The 19,518-nt window shown below is 31.7% G+C and carries 21 protein-coding genes and 1 riboswitch; of the genes, 13 read left to right on the forward strand and 8 right to left on the reverse strand.

Going from position 1 to position 19,518, the window contains the following annotated elements; genetic code table 11:
- Nucleotides 1–8 precede the first annotated feature (8 nt).
- The 3 genes from ACX6U0_RS13750 to ACX6U0_RS13760 form a co-directional block, all read right to left on the reverse strand.
- Nucleotides 9–923, reverse strand: coding sequence for an ABC transporter ATP-binding protein (locus ACX6U0_RS13750; protein ID WP_464960468.1), 915 nt, complete (start codon nucleotides 921–923; stop codon nucleotides 9–11).
- Nucleotides 923–1,606: an ABC transporter permease gene (locus ACX6U0_RS13755; RefSeq protein WP_464960469.1), complete on the reverse strand. Its 684-nt coding sequence runs from the start codon at nucleotides 1,604–1,606 to the stop codon at nucleotides 923–925. Before ACX6U0_RS13755 ends, ACX6U0_RS13750 begins: the two co-directional genes overlap by 1 nt.
- A gap of 229 nt (nucleotides 1,607–1,835) precedes the next feature.
- On the reverse strand, nucleotides 1,836–2,039 hold the full coding sequence (locus tag ACX6U0_RS13760; RefSeq protein ID WP_464960470.1) for a hypothetical protein: 204 nt from the start codon (nucleotides 2,037–2,039) through the stop codon (nucleotides 1,836–1,838).
- Between the two features lie 355 nt (nucleotides 2,040–2,394).
- On the opposite strand from ACX6U0_RS13760, the gene ACX6U0_RS13765 reads away from it, so the two are divergent.
- The 10 genes from ACX6U0_RS13765 to ACX6U0_RS13810 all read left to right on the forward strand — a co-directional run bounded on the left by ACX6U0_RS13765 (nucleotide 2,395) and on the right by ACX6U0_RS13810 (nucleotide 9,864).
- Nucleotides 2,395–2,577, forward strand: coding sequence for a hypothetical protein (locus tag ACX6U0_RS13765; RefSeq protein WP_464960471.1), 183 nt, complete (start codon nucleotides 2,395–2,397; stop codon nucleotides 2,575–2,577).
- Nucleotides 2,578–2,590: 13 nt separating this feature from the next.
- Nucleotides 2,591–3,241, forward strand: coding sequence for a YidC/Oxa1 family membrane protein insertase (locus ACX6U0_RS13770; RefSeq protein ID WP_464960472.1), 651 nt, complete (start codon nucleotides 2,591–2,593; stop codon nucleotides 3,239–3,241).
- Between the two features lie 351 nt (nucleotides 3,242–3,592).
- Nucleotides 3,593–4,495 (forward strand): LCP family glycopolymer transferase, encoded by a 903-nt coding sequence (locus ACX6U0_RS13775; protein ID WP_464960473.1) that lies wholly within the window; start codon nucleotides 3,593–3,595, stop codon nucleotides 4,493–4,495.
- Nucleotides 4,496–4,528: 33 nt separating this feature from the next.
- Nucleotides 4,529–5,302 carry a tyrosine-protein phosphatase gene (locus ACX6U0_RS13780; RefSeq protein WP_464960474.1) on the forward strand — a complete coding sequence of 258 codons (774 nt, stop codon included), beginning with the start codon at nucleotides 4,529–4,531 and terminating at the stop codon, nucleotides 5,300–5,302.
- Nucleotides 5,303–5,386: 84 nt separating this feature from the next.
- Nucleotides 5,387–5,959 (forward strand): hypothetical protein, encoded by a 573-nt coding sequence (locus tag ACX6U0_RS13785; protein ID WP_464960475.1) that lies wholly within the window; start codon nucleotides 5,387–5,389, stop codon nucleotides 5,957–5,959.
- A 141-nt stretch (nucleotides 5,960–6,100) separates the two neighbouring features.
- A complete protein-coding gene (locus ACX6U0_RS13790) occupies nucleotides 6,101–6,634 on the forward strand; it encodes a signal peptidase I (protein WP_464960476.1) in 534 nt (177 codons plus the stop codon).
- Between the two features lie 188 nt (nucleotides 6,635–6,822).
- Nucleotides 6,823–7,431, forward strand: coding sequence for a hypothetical protein (locus tag ACX6U0_RS13795; protein WP_464960477.1), 609 nt, complete (start codon nucleotides 6,823–6,825; stop codon nucleotides 7,429–7,431).
- Nucleotides 7,432–7,443: 12 nt separating this feature from the next.
- Complete coding sequence (gene lepB / locus ACX6U0_RS13800; protein WP_464960478.1) at nucleotides 7,444–8,013, forward strand: signal peptidase I; 570 nt, start codon at nucleotides 7,444–7,446, stop codon at nucleotides 8,011–8,013.
- A 20-nt stretch (nucleotides 8,014–8,033) separates the two neighbouring features.
- Complete coding sequence (locus ACX6U0_RS13805) at nucleotides 8,034–8,678, forward strand: hypothetical protein (RefSeq protein WP_464960479.1); 645 nt, start codon at nucleotides 8,034–8,036, stop codon at nucleotides 8,676–8,678.
- Between the two features lie 79 nt (nucleotides 8,679–8,757).
- Nucleotides 8,758–9,864: a hypothetical protein gene (locus ACX6U0_RS13810; RefSeq protein WP_464960480.1), complete on the forward strand. Its 1,107-nt coding sequence runs from the start codon at nucleotides 8,758–8,760 to the stop codon at nucleotides 9,862–9,864.
- A gap of 159 nt (nucleotides 9,865–10,023) precedes the next feature.
- Here ACX6U0_RS13810 and ACX6U0_RS13815 read toward each other — a convergent pair whose 3' ends face one another.
- Together ACX6U0_RS13815 and ACX6U0_RS13820 are read right to left on the reverse strand one after the other, a co-directional pair.
- The gene (locus ACX6U0_RS13815) at nucleotides 10,024–10,347 is read right to left on the reverse strand and encodes a helix-turn-helix domain-containing protein (protein ID WP_464960481.1); all 324 of its coding nucleotides are present in this window, start codon (nucleotides 10,345–10,347) and stop codon (nucleotides 10,024–10,026) included.
- Between the two features lie 63 nt (nucleotides 10,348–10,410).
- Entirely contained in the window at nucleotides 10,411–10,548 is a 138-nt protein-coding gene (locus ACX6U0_RS13820; RefSeq protein ID WP_464960482.1) for a hypothetical protein, read from the reverse strand.
- Nucleotides 10,549–10,690: 142 nt separating this feature from the next.
- A riboswitch (cyclic di-GMP riboswitch) is annotated at nucleotides 10,691–10,753 on the reverse strand.
- Between the two features lie 434 nt (nucleotides 10,754–11,187).
- Between ACX6U0_RS13820 and ACX6U0_RS13825 the strand changes: the two genes are divergently transcribed.
- Complete coding sequence (locus tag ACX6U0_RS13825; RefSeq protein WP_464960483.1) at nucleotides 11,188–11,637, forward strand: chemotaxis protein CheX; 450 nt, start codon at nucleotides 11,188–11,190, stop codon at nucleotides 11,635–11,637.
- A 40-nt stretch (nucleotides 11,638–11,677) separates the two neighbouring features.
- On the opposite strand, the gene ACX6U0_RS13830 is transcribed toward ACX6U0_RS13825, so the two are convergent.
- On the reverse strand, nucleotides 11,678–12,205 hold the full coding sequence (locus tag ACX6U0_RS13830; protein WP_464960484.1) for a sigma-70 family RNA polymerase sigma factor: 528 nt from the start codon (nucleotides 12,203–12,205) through the stop codon (nucleotides 11,678–11,680).
- A 309-nt stretch (nucleotides 12,206–12,514) separates the two neighbouring features.
- Between ACX6U0_RS13830 and ACX6U0_RS13835 the strand changes: the two genes are divergently transcribed.
- Complete coding sequence (locus tag ACX6U0_RS13835) at nucleotides 12,515–13,054, forward strand: competence protein ComK (protein WP_464960485.1); 540 nt, start codon at nucleotides 12,515–12,517, stop codon at nucleotides 13,052–13,054.
- A gap of 30 nt (nucleotides 13,055–13,084) precedes the next feature.
- Here ACX6U0_RS13835 and ACX6U0_RS13840 read toward each other — a convergent pair whose 3' ends face one another.
- On the reverse strand, nucleotides 13,085–13,990 hold the full coding sequence (locus tag ACX6U0_RS13840) for an accessory Sec system S-layer assembly protein (protein ID WP_464960486.1): 906 nt from the start codon (nucleotides 13,988–13,990) through the stop codon (nucleotides 13,085–13,087).
- A complete protein-coding gene (secA2, locus tag ACX6U0_RS13845; protein WP_464960487.1) occupies nucleotides 13,974–16,361 on the reverse strand; it encodes an accessory Sec system translocase SecA2 in 2,388 nt (795 codons plus the stop codon). The genes ACX6U0_RS13840 and secA2 overlap by 17 nt, the downstream gene beginning before the upstream one ends.
- Before the next feature lie 498 nt (nucleotides 16,362–16,859).
- On the opposite strand from secA2, the gene ACX6U0_RS13850 reads away from it, so the two are divergent.
- Entirely contained in the window at nucleotides 16,860–19,298 is a 2,439-nt protein-coding gene (locus ACX6U0_RS13850; protein ID WP_464960488.1) for a hypothetical protein, read from the forward strand.
- The last annotated feature ends 220 nt before the right edge of the window (nucleotides 19,299–19,518 follow it).

Here is a 19,518-nt window from a genome sequence, read left to right on the forward strand (position 1 = left end):
GATCATCTTTATACTGCTAAAAATATTTCTTCCAAACTTGTTTCTTTTATATTTACCTCAAAAACCTTGAATTCATTTTTAATCAAAAACTCTATAAATTCCGGTATAACTCTTTCACTATTACTTTCTAATACAGAATATCCATTCTCGTTACCTTTAAAATTAAGAAAATTATTGCTACTAGTACTATTAAATTTTGAAATCAGTGAACCAGTAAAGGTAGGTTCTGTTCGAATAGAAACACTAAAATGTTCACTAGCATCTTTCTTTAATTCTTTAACAGTACCTAATTTTACAATCCTACCTTCATGCATAATAGCTATTCGATCACTCATTCTTTCAATTTCATTTAAGCTATGTGAAGTAAGGAAAATAGTTGTACCGGTTTCTTTGATTTCCATTATTAGCTTTTGAATTTCAATACTTGATTCTGGATCCAGACCAGAAGTAGGTTCGTCTAAAATAAGAATTTCAGGACTTCCAATTAAAGCCTGAGCTATACATATCTTTTTTTTCATTCCAAATGAAAAAGATTTTATCTTTTGCTTCTCTACTTCGTAAAGTCCTACCTTATTTAGTAAAGAGATTATATCCTTTTTGGATATTTTTACTTTCTTCAAACTACTCATATATTTCATGAAATTAAGAGCTGTCATATGTTGATAAAGATTAGTGACATCAGGCATGACACCAATTTTTTTCTTATATGAATTTATTTCTGATTGATCTAATCCTAATACTGTAGCAGTACCTGATGTTTTATACGAGATTCCTGTCAAAATATTTATAAAGGTAGATTTTCCAGCTCCATTTCTACCTAAAAAACCAAATATTTCACCCTTTTGAATTGATAAATTTACTCCCTTTAAAACTTCTTTATCAGAGAAAGATTTTTTTATATTTGAGACTTCAATAGCATTCATTATAAATCCCTCCTATTTAATACGTAATATCCAATATACAGGAGAATAATAGCAATTAGTAAAGGAATTAATAAAAACCAACCAGCCTTAATAATATAAAAGTAAGGAAGAAAATATTTAAAGGGGACTAAAAACCACTTATTTGTAAAAGTTGAAGCCAGTCCTAATATAGGAAGAACAAGTCCCAATAATATACCTAAGAACATTGTAATATTAGGCTTAGTTATGATTGTTGATAAAAAAACAACGAAAGAAACAACAAATACCATAAAAATAATTAGAATAAAATAGTCTTTCCAAAACCAATCCTTAGCATATAAAGAAACCAAACTAAATGAAAGTGTTATTGCAAATACCCAAAAAGCCAGAACACCTACAAATTTACCAAACAAAATATCGAACCTAGAAACCTTAGTAACTAAAAGACGTATGGTTTGTAAATCTGTTTCTCTATTAATCAGGTCATGAGAAATGGCAAAAACAAATAAAAAACCACAAAAAAAGATTAATAATTTAATACTTGATGTATATACTGAACCTGAATTTACATCTTCAATTAGAGTTGGATTATTACTAAAAAAACGAGCAGTTAAAGTAGAAGTAACTGTAAAAAATACAATAATTGCTATGGACTTAAATGTTTTAAACACATCCATAAATTCTCTATTACTAATATTGATCATGATGTCACCTTTTTCATTTTGTTTATGTATTCGAATTTTCGATATTTATTTCTGGGGAATATAATAGCAAAATTAATAGAAAAAATGGTATAATTAAGCATGGTTTAATTCATGGGTAATTGGTGCGAATGGCATTATATTTTTTTATATAAGTGTGTAAATCGTGAAAAAAATGACTAAGATTTTAAAATGGCAGTTTTAAAATCTTTTTTTCGTACAGTTTTTTAAATTACAGTCCAAGAAGGGCTGCGATTTTTTCAATTACCCATGATGATAAACCAGATAAGAAATTAACAGTTGCAGTATATCCTCTTGAAATTGCTTCCACGATAGCAGAACCCGCAAGCTGTTCAATCGACCATTTTGTGAATCCGTTTAACTCATCCCATAAAGATACTAATTTCTTTGCTATTAATTTAATAAGTGCTCCCACTATTATTCCTCCTGTGGCCATTCGCACCAACATATTCCATTTAAGCGTATATTTTCTAGTTTCCAATGAAAATTCTTAATTTAGAAAATTAGATAATATTTCCAATCGCTTACATCCAACATGTTACATGAAAGTTTTTATTTTTTGTATTGGGAAAATTTTTGCTATTTTTTTCCATTTTTCGCTACTTTTTAATTGATAAGATTACCAGAGTCCAGCAATAATGCGGTTTTGCTTATTTTTTTATTGGGAAAATTTTGATTTTTTGTTTTAGTAGTTGACAAATTTCTCATATTGAAGAAATTATAGATTATAGTAACATAAAAAAATTCCAATATTTAGGAGGGTTTTTCTAGTGAAAAGTTGTCCAGAATGCGATAGTAGTGATATTAGAGATGGATATTTTAGTAACGGGTACGTTAGTGGGGTAAAAATTGTAGGAGATAATCCTTTAAAACCTTCTAAACTCGTTGTAGAATATTGTAAGAATTGCGGGTTTATAGTAGGAATGAGAGCGAAAAACCCTGAAAATTTATAAGAGGTATTATTGAATGATGAATATGGTACATAGTGTTATGAATGGTACACTACATAATCTTTCTTTGATTCCAGGAGTAGGTTACTTAGGGGCAATAATACTATTTACTTTGTTGCTTAAGATCATATTCTTACCATTAAAGTATATTAGTATGGCAAATAAAATTAAAAAAGAATTAATCAGAGATAAACTAGAAGAAACTGAAAAAAAGTTAAAAAAGGCAAGGGGTACAGAGAAAAAGAAATATAAACTAATTTTACTTGAGTTATATAAAGAAAACAAAATCATCTTACTTCGGAAGCGTTTTATCTTTATATGCTTTCAAACATTTCTAATTATTCAATTTATTTATGCACTTTACAATATAACTGAATTAGAGGGTGTAACCACTCTATGGTTTAATTTAACAAAAATAGACAATACTTACATACTATCAATTTTACTTTTAATCATTAACTTAGTAGACGGATATCCTAAGGAATTAAATAAAGCTAATTTCATTACGTATATTGTCATTAATATTTTAGTGGTCACTTTATCCTTTTATGTGATATCTAGTATAGTAGTTTACTGGATTGTAGGAGCTATAGTTTCTTTAATGTTTAGACTTCTTTTTGAAAAGTATTATTATACAAATCAGAAGAAAATACTGCGTCAAACCTAAAAAGGGTTCTTCGAAAGAAGAGCCTTTTTTGCTATTTTAGTGGGATTTACTATTGGTGTTCTAATACATTTACTAATTTTACTTACTAAAATCTTGAAAAAATTAAATGAGAACAAAAAATATTTACTTTCTAGCAAAACTTCACCAACAATCTCACGGAAATCAAGCATTCTAAAGAGTATCTACAAACAATTTGTTAAATCTGAACAATTATTTCTAATTAGTCTTTTTAAAGAAAAATGTTAACAAAACAAATAATTAATTGCTCTTAAAAAATGCATGAATTCATATAAATAGTAAAAAGAGATAAAAAATATTGCCAAGTCATTTGGTCAAAGGGGTCAGGTTGGTGTGAATTTCAGAAAGATTTTGGTTCGGACTGGCATTGTATTATTAGCTGTCTTAATCATCGTAAGCGCATGCGGTTTTTATATTTATCGTGACGTTGTCAAAACAACAACAGTTATTTATCAACCAGTTAAGAAAACTGAAAAACGAATTGAACCAGTTCAAGTTGTTGAAAAGGATCCATTTTCTGTTTTGCTCTTAGGTGTAGATAAAAGAGAAGGAGATCGTGGGCGTTCAGATTCATTAATGGTGGTAACCGTCAACCCAACAAAGCATTCAACAAAAATAATTAGTATTCCGCGGGATACACGTACTGAAATTGTCGGTAAAAAGAAGATGGATAAAATCAACCACGCATATGCTTATGGTGGTGTACAAATGACCATTCATACAGTCGAAAAGTTTTTAAATATTCCAATTGACTACTATTTACAAGTAAATATGGAAGGGTTTAAAGACATCGTTGATGCAATAGGTGGTGTGAGAGTAAATAATACACTCGATTTTACATTTGAAGATGTTCACTTTGGTATTGGGTCACTATTTTTAGATGGTGATGATGCATTGAAGTTTTCACGGATGAGATACGAGGATCCTAATGGAGATTTTGGTCGACAAGCTAGACAGAGGAAAATTATTGAAGGTGTCATAAAAGAGGGTGCAAGAATTGATAATCTACTAAGCTATCATGACATTCTAAAATCTATAAGAAAAAACTTAGTAACGAATTTTAAGGTAGACGATATTTATGAAATTCAAAAAGATTATCGTTCAGCAAGTGAGATCATTGATCAAAAGCAAGTAGAGGGCAATGGAACAATGATTAATGGTGTTTACTATTATGATATTCCAGATAAGAATCGTCTATCGATCTCTAAAGAATTGAGAAGTCATTTAGGTTTATAACGTTACATAGTAAGTAAAAGGAGAATGTCAAATATGATTGATATACATTGTCATATTTTGCCTTACTTGGATGATGGGCCACAAATTATGGATGATGCACTTCAATTAGCAACAATTGCAGTAGACCAAGGAATCAAAAAAATTATTGCAACACCACATACACAAAATGGAGAGTATTCTATTTCGGTTGCGCATGTAAAAGAAACAGTAGATTTGTTTAATCAAGAACTAGCAAAGCATCAAATACCGTTAGTTGTAACTCCTGGCCATGAAATTCGTGTAACAAGTCAATTTGAAACTGACTTAATACAAGGCAAATACTTGTTTTTAGATGACAAGCAAAAATACATTTTAATCGAATTTTCTTCAAGCTTCGTTCCATCAAATGCTAGTCAGCTAATTCATAATTTAGTTTGTGATGGGATTGTACCAATTATTGCACACCCTGAAAGAAATGCGGTTTTTCATCGGAATTCCAATCTCCTCTATGAACTAGTAGAAAAAGGTGCGCTAACTCAAATTACTGCAAATAGTGTAGTCGGCAAATTTGGAAGCAAAATTCAAAAATACACTAATAAACTACTAAAACATAATTTAACGCACTGTATAGCCTCGGATGCACATAATACGAAAAATAGAGTCTTCTTTTTAAAAGAAGCCCACCAAGAAATAGAAAAAAGATTTGGCTCAAAAATGAATGCCTATTTATTAGAAAACAGCAAAAAAATCGCTGTAGGTGAAGATATACTAACACGTTCGCCATCATATATAAAAAGTATATTCTTTCCATTTCAATTTAAAAAATAGCGTTTGCGTCTGACATATATTTACGTTTGCCTAATACATTTAATAATGAAAACAAATATATTATGTGTGGTAGGGTGTGAATTGATGAAAAAGAAAAACAACAAACAATTCGGCTTCTTATTAATGACCTCAGGACTACTCATCATGCTGATTAGCACAATTGCTTACTACACCTTTTCTTCCACTGTAAGTACAAGCCCATACACAACTGTACAGCTAGATCTATCAAATAAAGAAATGACAAAAACAACAGATTTAATCTATGTGAAAGAAAAAGAAAAAAATGGTTCACTGTATGAAATCAAACACATACTAAGAAATACAGGCAAAAAAGATATCACAAGAATTACTTTGGAAGGGCTTTTATTGCAAAAAAAGAACCATAATGAAGCTCAATATATTAACATTCAAATGATAAAATTTGGTGAACAAATCTACACTCCTACATTCCTTATTAATCTTGGATTCGATCTCAACAAAGATCAAAAAATCTCACTGGATGAATTTTCAAAAGGTAATTTTCCTTTGGGAAGTCTTGTAAAAAATAGAGAAAGAGAATTTACGCTGCAAGGTAAGTATGAAAAAGGATTAGCGCCATTTAATAGTGATAACCCAGAAACTAGGATTATTATGGATATTTCGTATCATTTGGAATAAAAACCATATGCTAGATAGACATTTTGTACGAAAAAATGTCTATTTTTTTTATTTTATGAACATGATAGAGTTACCTGCATACGCTATTAGGACAGGAATTTATTATATAGAGTCAATTGCTCTATCAGAGGTAGAAGTGATATGAAAGTATTTACTAGGTTTATGAACATTTTCATGTTAGTTGTTCTGCTATTAATGTCATATAAAGTAATTGAAGGGAAAATGAAAGGTGAACCACCTACATTTTTTGGACACCAAGTATATTACGTAATTTCTGGATCAATGGAGCCAACATTAAAAACTGGTTCAATTATTGTTGTCAAAAAGTGGACAAACAATATGAAGCTAGTACCTGGAGATATTATCACATTTAGAATGCCATACAATGAAAAAATTCTTGTAACTCATCGTATTAAAGAAATAGTCCAAGGGCATGAACAAGAACTTTACCGAACAAAAGGAGATGCAAACCCGATACAAGATCCTTGGATCGTTACTAGTAAAAGTATTGTTTCTATATATAGTGGTGTAACAATTCCATTGGTGGGCTACTTTTATGAACAAATTCAAGCTAATATCATACTATATCTTTTACTGATGCTTTTAGGAATCGTCCTAGTATCATATGGATTCCATTTAATCCGTAAACCAGATAAAAATAGTAAGGAACTGTAAAAAAGACCAGCTGGTGCTGGTTTTTTTATTTGTATTTCACTTTTCTACAAATTATGAGAAAAAAGGTCGATATTTGATGTATCTTTTATATGAAAAAAGTATTGTTTTTTGAAAATTCGTTCTATATAATGAACATTGTAAGGTTGTTCTTTATACAGAACGAAATGAGAAATGAAAGGGGTAAAGAAATGATTACCCGTAAGAAGAAGCATAAAAAAAATTCTGAGAAAAATAAAATCATATTCAGTATTATTGCTGCCGGCGGTATTGTTATCACTTCAACAAGTTATGCCTTTGGTGAAGCTGATGTATCAACTTTAGTAACAAACTGGTACCAATCAAAGATTACTGAGGCAAAAGATTCAATTACACAAGCAGCATTAACAAAAACAGAAATTGAAAAAGCTAAATTAATTGAACAGATTCGAACCGATATTGAGAACTCAACGTCTGAAATCGTTCACTATTCAGAACAAAAAAGTGCAGAAGTACAACTTGCGATCGAGCAAAAAAGAAAAGAAGTTGAGGAAGAAATGAAAAAGAAGAATGATGAGGATAAAGATAAAGTAAAAGATCAAATTGATCAATCGACAGAGGATCAGATTGCAGACATTAACAAAGATAAAGATATAGATAAAGATAAAGATAAAGATAAAGATTCGGATCCAAAAGATGAGCCGAAGAAAGATGAGAATCAACAAAAAGATGATTCAAATAATAGTTCATCAAATGAAGATAAAAAAGATGAGGGTCAAAATGAACCTAAAAAAGATAAAGATGATAAAAAATCAGATTAACGGGAGAATTGTATGAGCCAGGTAAATACGAGTAGTGTTCATGTAAAAGAGAGAATTGAAAAGTCATCTAATAATTTAGTAGGTTGGATTAAATATATCGTCTTCTTACTGTTTGTATTTTTTATCTTTCATAATGTAATTGGTATATCGAAAGTTAGTGGTCTTTCAATGAGCCCTTCTTTAGAAGATGGAGGGTTAATAATAGTAAATAAAGCTGCTAAATATTATAAAAAACCTCATTTAGGTGATGTTGCTATTTTAACTCAACCAACAGAGGGTATTGATATAGTAAAAAGGATAATTGGTGTAGCTGGTGATAAAGTAAAAATTCAAGAGGGCATTGTTTTTGTCAATAATGAAGCAATACCCGAAGTCGCTACATTAGGTAAATCAGTGGACATGGAGGAAGTAACAGTACCTGATGGAACATTATTTGTAATGGGGGATAATCGAACACCAGGGGAAAGTTTAGATAGTAGAGATAATAGTGTAGGACCTATATCAATTAATAATTTAAAAGGATATGTATTATACTCTTTATCTCCTTTTCATAGTATTCCAAAACCATTGGTATTAGAATAATACAAATTTGAGGTGGGGATATGAAGGGTATACAAAATTATAAAAGAATCTTGCCTATCGTAATAATAGGTTTGCTATTGGTCATTAGTGTAGGAAGTGTTTATGCTAATACAGATATAAAGAAACAATTAGATCTTTGGTCCTTTTCAAAGACTGATCAAGCAAAAACTACAATAAGTAAGAAGCTCAGCATCACATTAAGATCTAACGAAGACAATATTGATGAAGAAACAAAGAAATTATTAGGGAATACAACTAAAGAAATTGAAGATTCAGCTAAGAATATTCAAGATAAAGTTGAAAATGTGATCCTAAGTGAATTAGAAAAGAATGAAAAAAATATGAATACAGCTTTCCAAAGCAATCAAAGTAATTTAGATCAGGATTTTGATTTGATCAATTATGAAGTAAAAGGGAAGGCGACTACAATATTAGATGAACTTTATGAAGATTCTAATATTCTACCAAACATCAATTCTGAAAGTGGGTCAAATATAAACTTAGAAACTGCCAAAGAACAAGTTGAAATCGAAATAAATAAAACGAAAGAAACAATTTCAAAACTTAAAGTATTGGCACAAAATGAAAAAGATTCATTCGTAAAACAGTATATTCTAGAAAAGATAATATTTTTAGAAATGCTGATTGAAAAGGTAGAAAAATAACTATGTTATAACGTCTTGTTCTCAATGAAGAACAGGTATTATATAAAAAATAAAACTACATATTAAGGGAGAGATTTAAATGAAAAACGTATTATCATTAAAAGGTAAAATTGCAGCGGGGATTGCAGCAGCAACTATTTTAGGATCAACTGGTGTAGCATTCGCTAATACAAACGCTGGAGAACAATTCACAGCTTGGGGTAATGCTCAAATCTTAGCAGCAAAAAATGCTGTTACAGCAGCGCTAGCAGGTAAGCTTCCAAGTGCTCAAGCTAGTATTGATACAAAAGCAAATGCAGATCGAGATGCTGCTAAAGGTAGAATTGATGCTGCTGGAGCAGCTGAAAAATCAGATACAAAATCTAAAATTGAGGCAAAGTTAGCATTGCACATTGCTTCTTTACAAAATGCATTAGCTGCTTTCATGTCTAGTATTGGTGGGGATTTTGATTCATTAGTCAATGCAGAGAATGGTAAAACAACCTCGACTTTAAATGCTCAATATTCTGGATTAGAGACAAATATTACTTCTGTACTTAATAACGCAAAAGCTGCAAATGTAAAAGATGTAACAGACTCATCTTTATTAGTTAAAGGGCAAGCGACTTCAGATTTAATTAAAGAAATCAATCGAGTGAAGAGTGCTTTAGCTGCTGAAGTTGAAAGTCAAAAAAATACAGCTACTAGTGAGGTACTTGCGCATCTTACTTCTGAAGTAACTCGTATTAATGGTCAGTTGGATGCATTAATTGCTGGTCTAGAAGCTAGCGCTAAAACTGCAATTGAAACAGCTGGTCAAACAGTAGAAGACAGTGCAATTGCAAACTTTGATCGAGTGATTAACCTAATTCAAACAGAGACTCCAATTAAAGTAGACGAACAAAAGTTATCATGGGAAGCTGGTAGATACAATGATAACAAAATTAAATTTAAAGTAAAAAATTCAAATGAATTCGACGTAGTATTTAGATATCATTTTGAAACTCCAAATCATAATACTGGTGGCGTTTCTGAAACACCTTTCGCACAAAGTGTTGCAACTCCTGGTGTAAAAGAATTTACTTTTGACGTAAGCAAATTTGTTGGGGTGGATTTAGGTGGACTATTAGTTGTTGAATACTTAGATGAAAATGGCAACTATAAGCATGCTTATTCAGTAAAATTATTAGATTTACCAAATCTATAATTAAAACGGTAAAGGCAGAGGATTTAAATATCTTCTGCCTTTACCATTTTAGTCATTTCCATTTTAATTTTTGAAGAACCTTCGTTAATTCCTGAAGACTACTTTCTTACATTTACATAAAAAATCCTTTAGAACAAGTGATCAACTTAATCTAAAGGATTATTTACCTTGCTTATACTTATTAAACTCAATAAACTTCATTAATTCTTCTTTTGGAATACCCGAATTAATTGCCTCTTGAAGGATGTTCATCCATTCAGAATCAATCGTTTTTGTTAGCGTAATATCATCTTCTTTTAAAAGGTTTTCGGCTGTCGTGTTAAAGACACTAGCTATTTTCTCTAGCACTTGAATTGACGGGTTACTTTGAAGACCCCGTTCAATTGAACTTATGTAAGATTTTGCGATGCCTGCGCGTTCTGCGAGCTCTGTTAAAGACATTCCATGTTGTAAGCGTAGTTTTTTAATACGTTCTCCAATCATACATTGCTACCTCGTATCTTTTTGACTATTGCAAAAAGTATATCATAAAAGATAAAGGTTCTCCTAGCTCTGACTTGAATCTTTAATGCAATTGTAAAGAAAGGCACGAACTTCTTCTGGTGATATACCTTCGTCAATACATTCTAAAAGTAAATCTGTCCAGCTAGGTTCAATCTGGTATTCCTGTAAACTTGCTTGCATGAATAAAGCCCTCCCAAAAAATTAGGTATATGACACCCAGGTAGCACTGCCATCTTTGTTAGTAGATATCATTTTACCTAAATTTAAACATACATTTTATATATATGTTTAACCTTGCAAGTCATGCAGGAAAGTAAAATTTTTCTAGAACGGAAGATCAGTTGCTTTGCGTCCCAATCTTTCAATTGGTTTGCCCTTTTCTGGAGGATTTTCTTAACAATTTACTTAGAATAAATGCGAATTAGTACTTTAGAAATGAAAATCAATTAGAACTAGTTCAAATTATATAATGGATATGATTCATAAATTGTAAGAATTTGTAACAGCAAATGAAAATTTTTTCTTTTACGTTTTTGAATAAAATAGCTAATTTTTCATTGTTGTTAAAAGGTTTTACATATTGGATGAAAATCATAAAGTTTAATATGAACTAAAATTCTTTTCGACATCTAGTAAAAAGATGCTCGAATAAAGGAAATCTATCAATATATAGTGAATTTAATAGTATTAGGTACTAGGTATGAAGAATGATATTAATTTTTTAAATTTTTAAAATTCCCGACAAAGCTGCCGATATAATACATAGAAAATATATAGGGTTAAAAATAGGATAAAAGTTTTATATTAAAGGAGACAATTATGAGCGATTCAATGATCATTACTAAATTGTTAAATAGTGCAGTTCAGTCAATTAAAACTGTTATCCCATTAACATTTACAATAGGCGAACCGAGAAGGCTTAATGGAAATGTTGTAGAAGCGCACTTAGGTGTACTTGTTGGAATGACTGGAGATTGTAAGGGACAAACGATTTTAAAAGGTCCATCGAATACATTTAGTCAGCTTGCACTTGCAATGTTCGGAATGCCAGTCGAAAATGAAATTTTGATCTCGTTTACGGGTGAATTAGGCAATATGATTGCTGGTAATTTAAGTACGTTTGCATCAGAGCAAGGGGTTGAGATGGATATAACGCCACCAACTGTTTGGGAAGGAAATACAACACTGCATAATATTAAAACACCAATCGAATTAACGATGAATTTCGAAGGTGCCGGAGAAATGTCTTTAATCATTTCTGTTGCATAAGGAAAAGAGTAATCAATATGATTACTCTTTTTTTGCTGTCTCAATTTTGTGTTATTTGTTTCCTTAATCTTTTTAAGGCATAAAGATAACTTGATCGAACGCTAGCTTCTGGCATATTGCATCTAATTGCAATTTCGTTAAATGATTTATTCAAATAGAAACGCTCTACTAATATTTGTTTTTGTAATAAAGAAACGCCATCTAGATGACTTATAAAGTGGTCAAATAGAAATGCTTCGTCATGATAATGTACTTCTTCTTTGTGCGAATCAACTACAACAAAACGTTGCTCATACTTGTTTTCTTTTGTCATTTCGTTTAATAAATGGCCACGAACAGTTGTATAAGCATGATTAGAAAAACTGCCTTTTTCCTCCTTAAAATGTTCATAAGCATGCCACAAAGCAACTAAGCCAACTTGGTAATAATCCTCGAAGTTTTTATAAATCCTAAGTGTTTTGATGAGTGATTTAACCATAGGTGAGTATTGGAGCAAGCAGTCTTCAAATGTTTTAGGCTTGATTCTTCCTGAATTCATTTGTTTTTGAGATACATTCATAGTTTTCATTTTTTCGCCCTTTTGTAGGCGCGCCAATTGATATTCCGCGGTGATGTAACTATATAAAATAAAATTGGATACCTCATCTGTGAAAACATTAGAAATGAAAAAAGAAATAATATATAAGATTATGTTTTGAGGATGAAACTTAATGTTTGAATGGTATATTTCATTGAAAATTGATAAATGAAGTGAAATTTATATAAGAATTGTTTCTTTTCCAAGTAGGCTTTTCTTTGGTCAAAGAACTGTCATAAATTAATTGAAATGATTTTGATATAATTTTAGATATGGAAACAATTTGAAAGGGAGGTAAAAATGTCGAAGTTAGATTACGTTATATCTTATGAAACGATGTTACTTGAACCTGCAGACCACCCAGAATATTTAACGAAAATTACGGATAAAAACAAAGGAATTATTTACTCAAAACGAACGGCGAAATCGCTAATTAAGGAATCCGCACTTACGTATCATTACTCAATAAAAGGTCATTTAGAGATAGTGAAAAGCAAATATCCAACAATGAAAAAAATTCCTCTAATGGTTAATCCCACATTATCTATTTTAATGATTCCTACAACATCACCAAATCAGTCCTTATGTAAATGGTTAAATTTTATTCAAATTGATCAATACAGACCTTCAAAAAAGCACACGAAAATAAGATTCCGAAATGGAGAGGATGTTATTCTTCCAATTTCTTATTACACATTTGATCGGCAGATGAGTAAAGCGGCAAAATTAATTGGGATTTATATTCATCAAAAAGTGGACTACGAATTGAAGTCAGAGAAAGAAAAATTACTATTAATAAAAGAATTAGTAGAGGATTATTATGAGACGAAAAAAAGCTAGAGAACAAATTAATTGTTCTCTAGCTTCACTTTAAATCATTTGTTGGTTTGGAATTCTTACACTCCATTTAGTAAATTCTTGCTTTTCAACTAAGCTAGCAGGGAAGATAAACGTCCACGGCTTACTTGTATTCGGCAAAATAGTTAATGGTGCAAGTGTAAATGAACCACGAGCGATGATCTCAAAGTTTTCATCAAATAACTCTAAAGGTAATACTTCAAGATTAACAGCTTGTTTTGATCCATTTCGAATCAATAACGTAGCTGCTAAATTTCCATCCTCTTTTAAACTAGCAGAAATTGAGTGCAAGCTAAGTTCGTTTTCGCCAAGCTTAGGTAATGAAGCAACCAGTTTAGCTAATTCTTCTTTTTGCACATCTGACAGTTGTGCTTCCCAAGTTGGTTCTAGGTCTAACTTATGCTCATTTTTTGTTAAATCAAATGCTAATTGGAATCCAGATTTAGGAAGCTCTTCTTTTAATAGTGTTTCACGTTCAAAGTAGAAACGCCAAGGTCGACTACTAGAAGCAGGTAATTCTCCAAGCTCTTCTAAGCTAAATTCCTTTCTAGCTAATAGCTCTCTTTCTTCACTTAAAAGTAATAAGTTAACGTCTTGTAATAGAAGAGATTTTGCTAAGCTATTTCGAACGAATGCCGTTACCAATGCACCTTCTTCGTCAACTTCAATATCAATTGCTGACAATGATAATTGGTTTGGTTGTAATGGTGGCAATTCATTATTTAAAAATTGATAAACATAGCGAGTTTCATCCTCGATATACATTAATGGATGAAATGAGATTTTAGGAAAAATTTCTTCCACTGCTTCTTGTTCAGTTTGTTCAGGCAGAGCATTTGAAGAATCGTGTAATAAATCATTCGAAGAAACAGTTGAGTCTTTACCTTTTTGTAATAAACGCTTAATCGATGAAAACATGTTCTTCTTCCTCCTCAAGTGCTGGGTTACTTAAATCTTGAAATGTTGAAGCAAGATTTATAGAAATTTCTCGTTGGATATGATAAAAAGTTGTTTCAAATAACTTGAAGCCATCGAACTCATATAGACGAATTGGATCTTCTTGTTGATATTGTCTTAAATGAATTCCTTCTATTAGATTTTGTAAGTGATCTAAATGCTCAGTCCAATATTGATCAACAATCTCTAATGCAGTGTATTTCATTAAACTCACAACAGATTCCTTTACTTCTTCATCAAGATTATTTAAAAGATCTTTATAAACAGAAAGTGCCTCATTAACAACCTGCCAAGCATCTTGGTCATCTTCTAAATGCTCCGTATCTATACGAAGTGGTGGTATTAGTTGTTCAAGAGCAGTTTTACCTTCTAATTGGTCCCATTCTTCCACAACACTATTTTCTGGATAGTAGATCTTCAGTGATTTTTCAATTGTTTGGTCTACCTGCTTTGTTAACCAGTCTAAATCGATATCGTTAATTAATAGATTGTTACGGAACTCGTACATAACACGACGATGTTCATTTGCAACGCCATCTAATTTAAGCTGCCATTCACGAATTGAGTATTGATTTCCTTCACATAAACGTTGTGTTGTAGAAACAAACTCTTGAATTGTAGAATTTAGTACTTTTCCATTTTCATCTACTTTTACTTGTTTCACATATTTTTCTAGTTTTTCATGATTGTAACGGACAAATAATTCATCTTCTAATGATAAGTAAAATTGTGATGAACCAGGATCGCCTTGACGACCAGCACGTCCTTTTAATTGAAGATCAATACGTTCACTTTCATGACGCTCTGTACCAATAACATGTAATCCGCCTAGCTCTGGTACACCTGCACCAAGTGAAATATCTGTACCGCGACCCGCCATATTTGTAGAAATGGTAATCATTCCTTTTTGGCCAGCAAGTGCGATCATCTCTGCTTCTTTTTCAACATGCTTAGCATTTAGTAATTGGAAAGAGATGTTTTCCTTTTCTAATAACTCAGCAACAATTTCAGATTGGCGAATTGATGTTGTCCCAATTAATATTGGTTGTCCTTTTGCATGACGCGTTTTCACATCTGTAATAACAGCTTTCAACTTTTGCTCAGTCTTAGCGAAAATCGCATCTTCATGGTCAATACGAATAACAGGACGGTTTGTAGGAATTTGAATAACTTCCATATTATAAACTTGTAAAAATTCTTTCGCTTCTGTTTTACCAGTTCCAGTCATACCAGAAAGGATAGGATACATACGGAAATAATTTTGAATTGTAACAGAAGCAACTGTATGGTTTTCTTCTGTTGATTCTAATCCTTCTTTTGCTTCAATCGCTTGATGTAATCCATTGCTAAGTGAACGACCTTCCATGATACGACCTGTGAATAAATCGATTAATTGAATTTCTCCATCACGAACAATATAGTCTACATCACGTTCAAACAAAACTTCAGCGCGTAAAGCGTTATGAACATAATGGAAGAGAGTCATGTGTTCTAAGTCATATAAGTTATCAATTGAGAAAGCTCTTTCTACTTTTGAAATGCCATCCTCTGTTAAAGCAATCGCTTTTGACTCTTCATCATATAAATAATCCGTATCTCTTTTAAAAGTACGAATAAATCTTGCACATAGTAAATATAAATGTGATTGTGCTGATTTTTTACCAGCAATGATTAATGGTGTTTTCGCTTCATCAATTAATACAGAATCAATTTCATCAATGATTGCATAATTGAACGGACGTTGAACTTGTTCCTCAGGAGAACTCACCATATTGTCACGTAAATAGTCAAATCCAAATTCGGTACCGATACCATATGTAATATCAGCGTTATATGCAGATTTTTTTTCTTCTATAGAAAGGTCAGGAATATTTAATCCAACAGTTAGTCCTAAAAATTGATGAATTTGGCCAATTTGCTCAGAATCACGACGTGCTAAATATTCATTTACAGTAATAATGTGAACGCCTTTTCCTTCAAGTGCACGAGTATACGCTGGTAATGAAGAAACTAATGTTTTTCCTTCACCAGTCGGCATTTCAGAAATGTTTCCATCTAATAATGAAAGACCACCTATTAACTGCACATCATAGTGACGCATGCCAAGTACTCGTTTCGAAGCTTCACGTACTAAAGCAAATGCTTCAACTTTTAAATCATGAATCGTTGCTTCATTATTATTAATTTTTTGTTTCCATGTATAAGTAAACTCACGTAAAGCTTCATCAGTTTGATCTTCGAAGAAAGATTCAAGTGCATTTATATCAGAAACTAGTTTTTCATATTCTTTTAATTTTCGATTGCCAATTATTTTTTGCAATGATTGGATCAAGGATGTTCCCTCCTAAGATGGTAATCTATCGTTTCTATTCTATTAATGTATCATAAGTTCTGCTCTTCTCGAACTAGAAAAAATTTGAATTCGGTGAAAATAGTGAAAAAGGGAACTGATTTCACAAAAATTTTTCGACAAAAGTAGGAGAATTGTCTTATCTTTTAGAATTTAATAAAAAAGTTTAAAAAAAGACTACAAATATGACTATTAATGACGATGTATTAAGTGTACAGCAAGACGTTTGTAACAAAACTGAAAAGTTTGTAATATAAAATTATTACTAATATTTAAAATTTTTTGTACAAATTTCGATTTAATTGTTGTATACTAGCGTTGTTAACCATTTAGTAAATTATGTCAAATTCTTACAAAATTTGTAAAATTGGCAGTAGGGGATAGAGATATTTACCTACAATTGAGTTAATACCTAGAGTAGGAGAATGCATCTTTTATTCTAGTAAAATACTACATAAGATCACAGGGAGGAACACTAGAATGGCATTTAACAAAAACAAAAAAATCGTTACTACAGCTTTAACAGCTGCAATGGTAGCATCTGCTGTAGCTCCTGTAGCTGCTGCAAAATTAACTCCGGCTCAAGACGCGACTAAAGCGGTAGACGGATACTACAAATTATCAGTAAAAACAAGAGCGGACGTTTCTAACTCTGCTAAAGTTAAAAAAGCAGCTTTAGCTAAAGTTGCTAAATTAACAAGCAAAAAAGATGCTAAATTAAAAGCTTCTTTAACTGCTAAAGTAGCTAAGAAATCAGCTGCTATTAACAAATACTACAACACAGTTATCGTTCCTGCTGAAGTTGAAGCTAAAAACATTGCTACTGCAAAAGCTGCATTAGAAGCTGCAAAAGCATATGTTGTTACAGCTGATACTAAAGTTGAAGACGTAGAAAAAATGTTTGCTGAAGGTATCGCTTTAATTAACAAAATTAAAACTGCTTCAGTTAAAGCTGACTTAACTAAACAAGCTAATGATCTTAAAACAGTTGTTTTAGCTAAAATTGACGAATTAGCAGCTCCTAAAGTTGCTTCTGTTACTGCAGTAAACGGTAAAGAGCTTGAAATCAAATTCAACAAAGCAGTTAAGAAAGACACTGTTGTTGATGCTTCAGGAAACTTAATTAATGCTTCTGTTACTGCTATCGGTTCAGCTTCAGTTGTAACAGCACCAAAAGCTTCATTAAGTGAAGATGGAAAAACTTTAGTTGTAACAGCTACTACAAACTTCAATGGTGAGTATGCGGTGACTGTATCTACTGCAGTTAAAACTACTACAGATGTAGCACTTACAGCTTACTCTGGAATTGTAAAAGCTTCTGATACTGCACGTCCAACAGTAGCAGGTGTAACTTACTCTGATTATCAAACAGCTGTAATTACTTTCTCTGAGCCATTATCTAGCTTAGGTACAATTGCTGCTAACAATGCTGATATCACATTCGGTGCACTTTCAGCTGATGGTAAGAGTGTAACTGTTAACTTAGCTTCTGTTAACGTTAAAGCTGATACAGATTATAAAGTAACTATTATTGGAGCAAAAGATTTTAACCAAAACTTAATTACTCCAAACCCAGTTGAAGTGACTGTTAAAAAATCAACTTCTGACACTGTAAAACCAACAGTATCAACTTTATCAGTTGTAAATGATAAATCATTTAACGTAACTTTCAGCGAAAAACTTATTGGTAACCCAACTATTAAGGTAAATGGAAACACAGTAGTAACTGGTGTTCCTGCAGCTGGTCAAGTTCAAGGAACAATTACTAAAGATTCTACTGGATTAGTATATAATGTAACTTTAACTAATTCTCTTGTTGTAGCACCTGCTACATCTGCTCTTGCAACAATTGAAGCTTCTTTCTCAGATTTAAGTGGTAATGTTGCAGATGCATTCAGCAGAATTGTTGAGTTTAAAAAGGATACAACTGCACCTGCATTACTTAGCTCTTCAGTTGAAAAAATCAACGGTAAAGAGTATTTAGTGTTAAACTACGATGAAAATGTTACTGCTACTAACGGGAAGTCAGTTACTGGTAAAGTAGTTAAAGATTTTGTTGAATCTGCTGCTACTACAATCACTACTGATTCTGAAACAGTTGCAACAGCTGCTGTAAACTTTGAGTTACACAATGCGGTTAATGGTAAATCTAAATCAGTACGTCTTGATTTAGCAACATTATCATCTGGTGCTTACACGTTAAACTTACCAGTTGGTTTAGTGGCAGATGAGTCATCTGTTGACAGTGCTGCAACTACTGTAACATTTAACCGTAACACTAATGTTGATACTGGTAAACCAGCTTTAACAACTGCTGGCGTTAACGGTATTACAAAAGTTAACAACAATACTTATACAGTATCGTTCGATCGTCAATTAGATCCAGCATCAGCACTTACTCTTGCTAACTATTCAATTGAAGGTGCAACTGTTAAGAGTGCAATTTTCACTCAAAATGATTCTACAGGTGCTGTTGTAAGAATTACTCTTAATGAAAACTCTGTAACATTAAATGGTGAAAGAACAGTTACTATTCAAAATGTTAAGAGTGCTGCTGGAGTAGCAATGGATACTAAAGTAACTACAGAATTCTTAACTGAAAACGTAAATCCACTAGTTGCTTCAACTCAATTAGTTGGTCTAAATAAAATTAAAGTAGTATTCAGCGAAAACATTGATGCTACAACTGTTGGAAATACTGATTTTGATGTATTAATCGGTGACGTAGCTGAAACTGGTGCTGTAATTGCTGAAGATGCAACAGATACATCTGGTAAAACGTTTATCATTACTCTTGCAGATGATATTACTGCAACTGAATATGCAAAAACAATTACTTTAAAAGCAGGCTCTGCTTTAAGTGTAACTGATGAAAATGCTAACGCTCTTGTTTTCACAACTGCAGCTGTTACAAAATAATTATTAAACTTTAAAGCTCTGAGGAGAATATTCTCCTCAGAGCTTTTTTATATGATAATTTCATACAATTATAGAAGAATGATTAATTTTGTTAGTAAGTTGTTAATATTTACCTCGCACTTTTATGGTAAAATCTTCCTACACTGAGTTAATTCAACCTTAACTTATATAACCAAATTCTTTTATCCTAAGAATCTCTGTTTATATCACAAGGTTACTG

Source organism: Gottfriedia sp. ABJ_BB2_2 (assembly GCF_055484705.1).

What these genes read in the sequence shown, in the direction of transcription:
- ACX6U0_RS13750 (WP_464960468.1), bottom strand. Translation starts at nt 923, where the DNA reads ATGAATGCTATTGAAGTCTCAAATATAAAAAAATCTTTCTCTGATAAA.
- ACX6U0_RS13755 (WP_464960469.1), bottom strand. Translation starts at nt 1,606, where the DNA reads ATGATCAATATTAGTAATAGAGAATTTATGGATGTGTTTAAAACATTT.
- ACX6U0_RS13770 (WP_464960472.1), top strand. Translation starts at nt 2,591, where the DNA reads ATGATGAATATGGTACATAGTGTTATGAATGGTACACTACATAATCTT.
- ACX6U0_RS13780 (WP_464960474.1), top strand. Translation starts at nt 4,529, where the DNA reads ATGATTGATATACATTGTCATATTTTGCCTTACTTGGATGATGGGCCA.
- ACX6U0_RS13785 (WP_464960475.1), top strand. Translation starts at nt 5,387, where the DNA reads ATGAAAAAGAAAAACAACAAACAATTCGGCTTCTTATTAATGACCTCA.
- ACX6U0_RS13790 (WP_464960476.1), top strand. Translation starts at nt 6,101, where the DNA reads ATGAAAGTATTTACTAGGTTTATGAACATTTTCATGTTAGTTGTTCTG.
- ACX6U0_RS13795 (WP_464960477.1), top strand. Translation starts at nt 6,823, where the DNA reads ATGATTACCCGTAAGAAGAAGCATAAAAAAAATTCTGAGAAAAATAAA.
- lepB (WP_464960478.1), top strand. Translation starts at nt 7,444, where the DNA reads ATGAGCCAGGTAAATACGAGTAGTGTTCATGTAAAAGAGAGAATTGAA.
- ACX6U0_RS13805 (WP_464960479.1), top strand. Translation starts at nt 8,034, where the DNA reads ATGAAGGGTATACAAAATTATAAAAGAATCTTGCCTATCGTAATAATA.
- ACX6U0_RS13810 (WP_464960480.1), top strand. Translation starts at nt 8,758, where the DNA reads ATGAAAAACGTATTATCATTAAAAGGTAAAATTGCAGCGGGGATTGCA.
- ACX6U0_RS13815 (WP_464960481.1), bottom strand. Translation starts at nt 10,347, where the DNA reads ATGATTGGAGAACGTATTAAAAAACTACGCTTACAACATGGAATGTCT.
- ACX6U0_RS13820 (WP_464960482.1), bottom strand. Translation starts at nt 10,548, where the DNA reads ATGCAAGCAAGTTTACAGGAATACCAGATTGAACCTAGCTGGACAGAT.
- ACX6U0_RS13825 (WP_464960483.1), top strand. Translation starts at nt 11,188, where the DNA reads ATGAGCGATTCAATGATCATTACTAAATTGTTAAATAGTGCAGTTCAG.
- ACX6U0_RS13830 (WP_464960484.1), bottom strand. Translation starts at nt 12,205, where the DNA reads ATGAAAACTATGAATGTATCTCAAAAACAAATGAATTCAGGAAGAATC.
- ACX6U0_RS13835 (WP_464960485.1), top strand. Translation starts at nt 12,515, where the DNA reads ATGTCGAAGTTAGATTACGTTATATCTTATGAAACGATGTTACTTGAA.
- ACX6U0_RS13840 (WP_464960486.1), bottom strand. Translation starts at nt 13,990, where the DNA reads ATGTTTTCATCGATTAAGCGTTTATTACAAAAAGGTAAAGACTCAACT.
- ACX6U0_RS13850 (WP_464960488.1), top strand. Translation starts at nt 16,860, where the DNA reads ATGGCATTTAACAAAAACAAAAAAATCGTTACTACAGCTTTAACAGCT.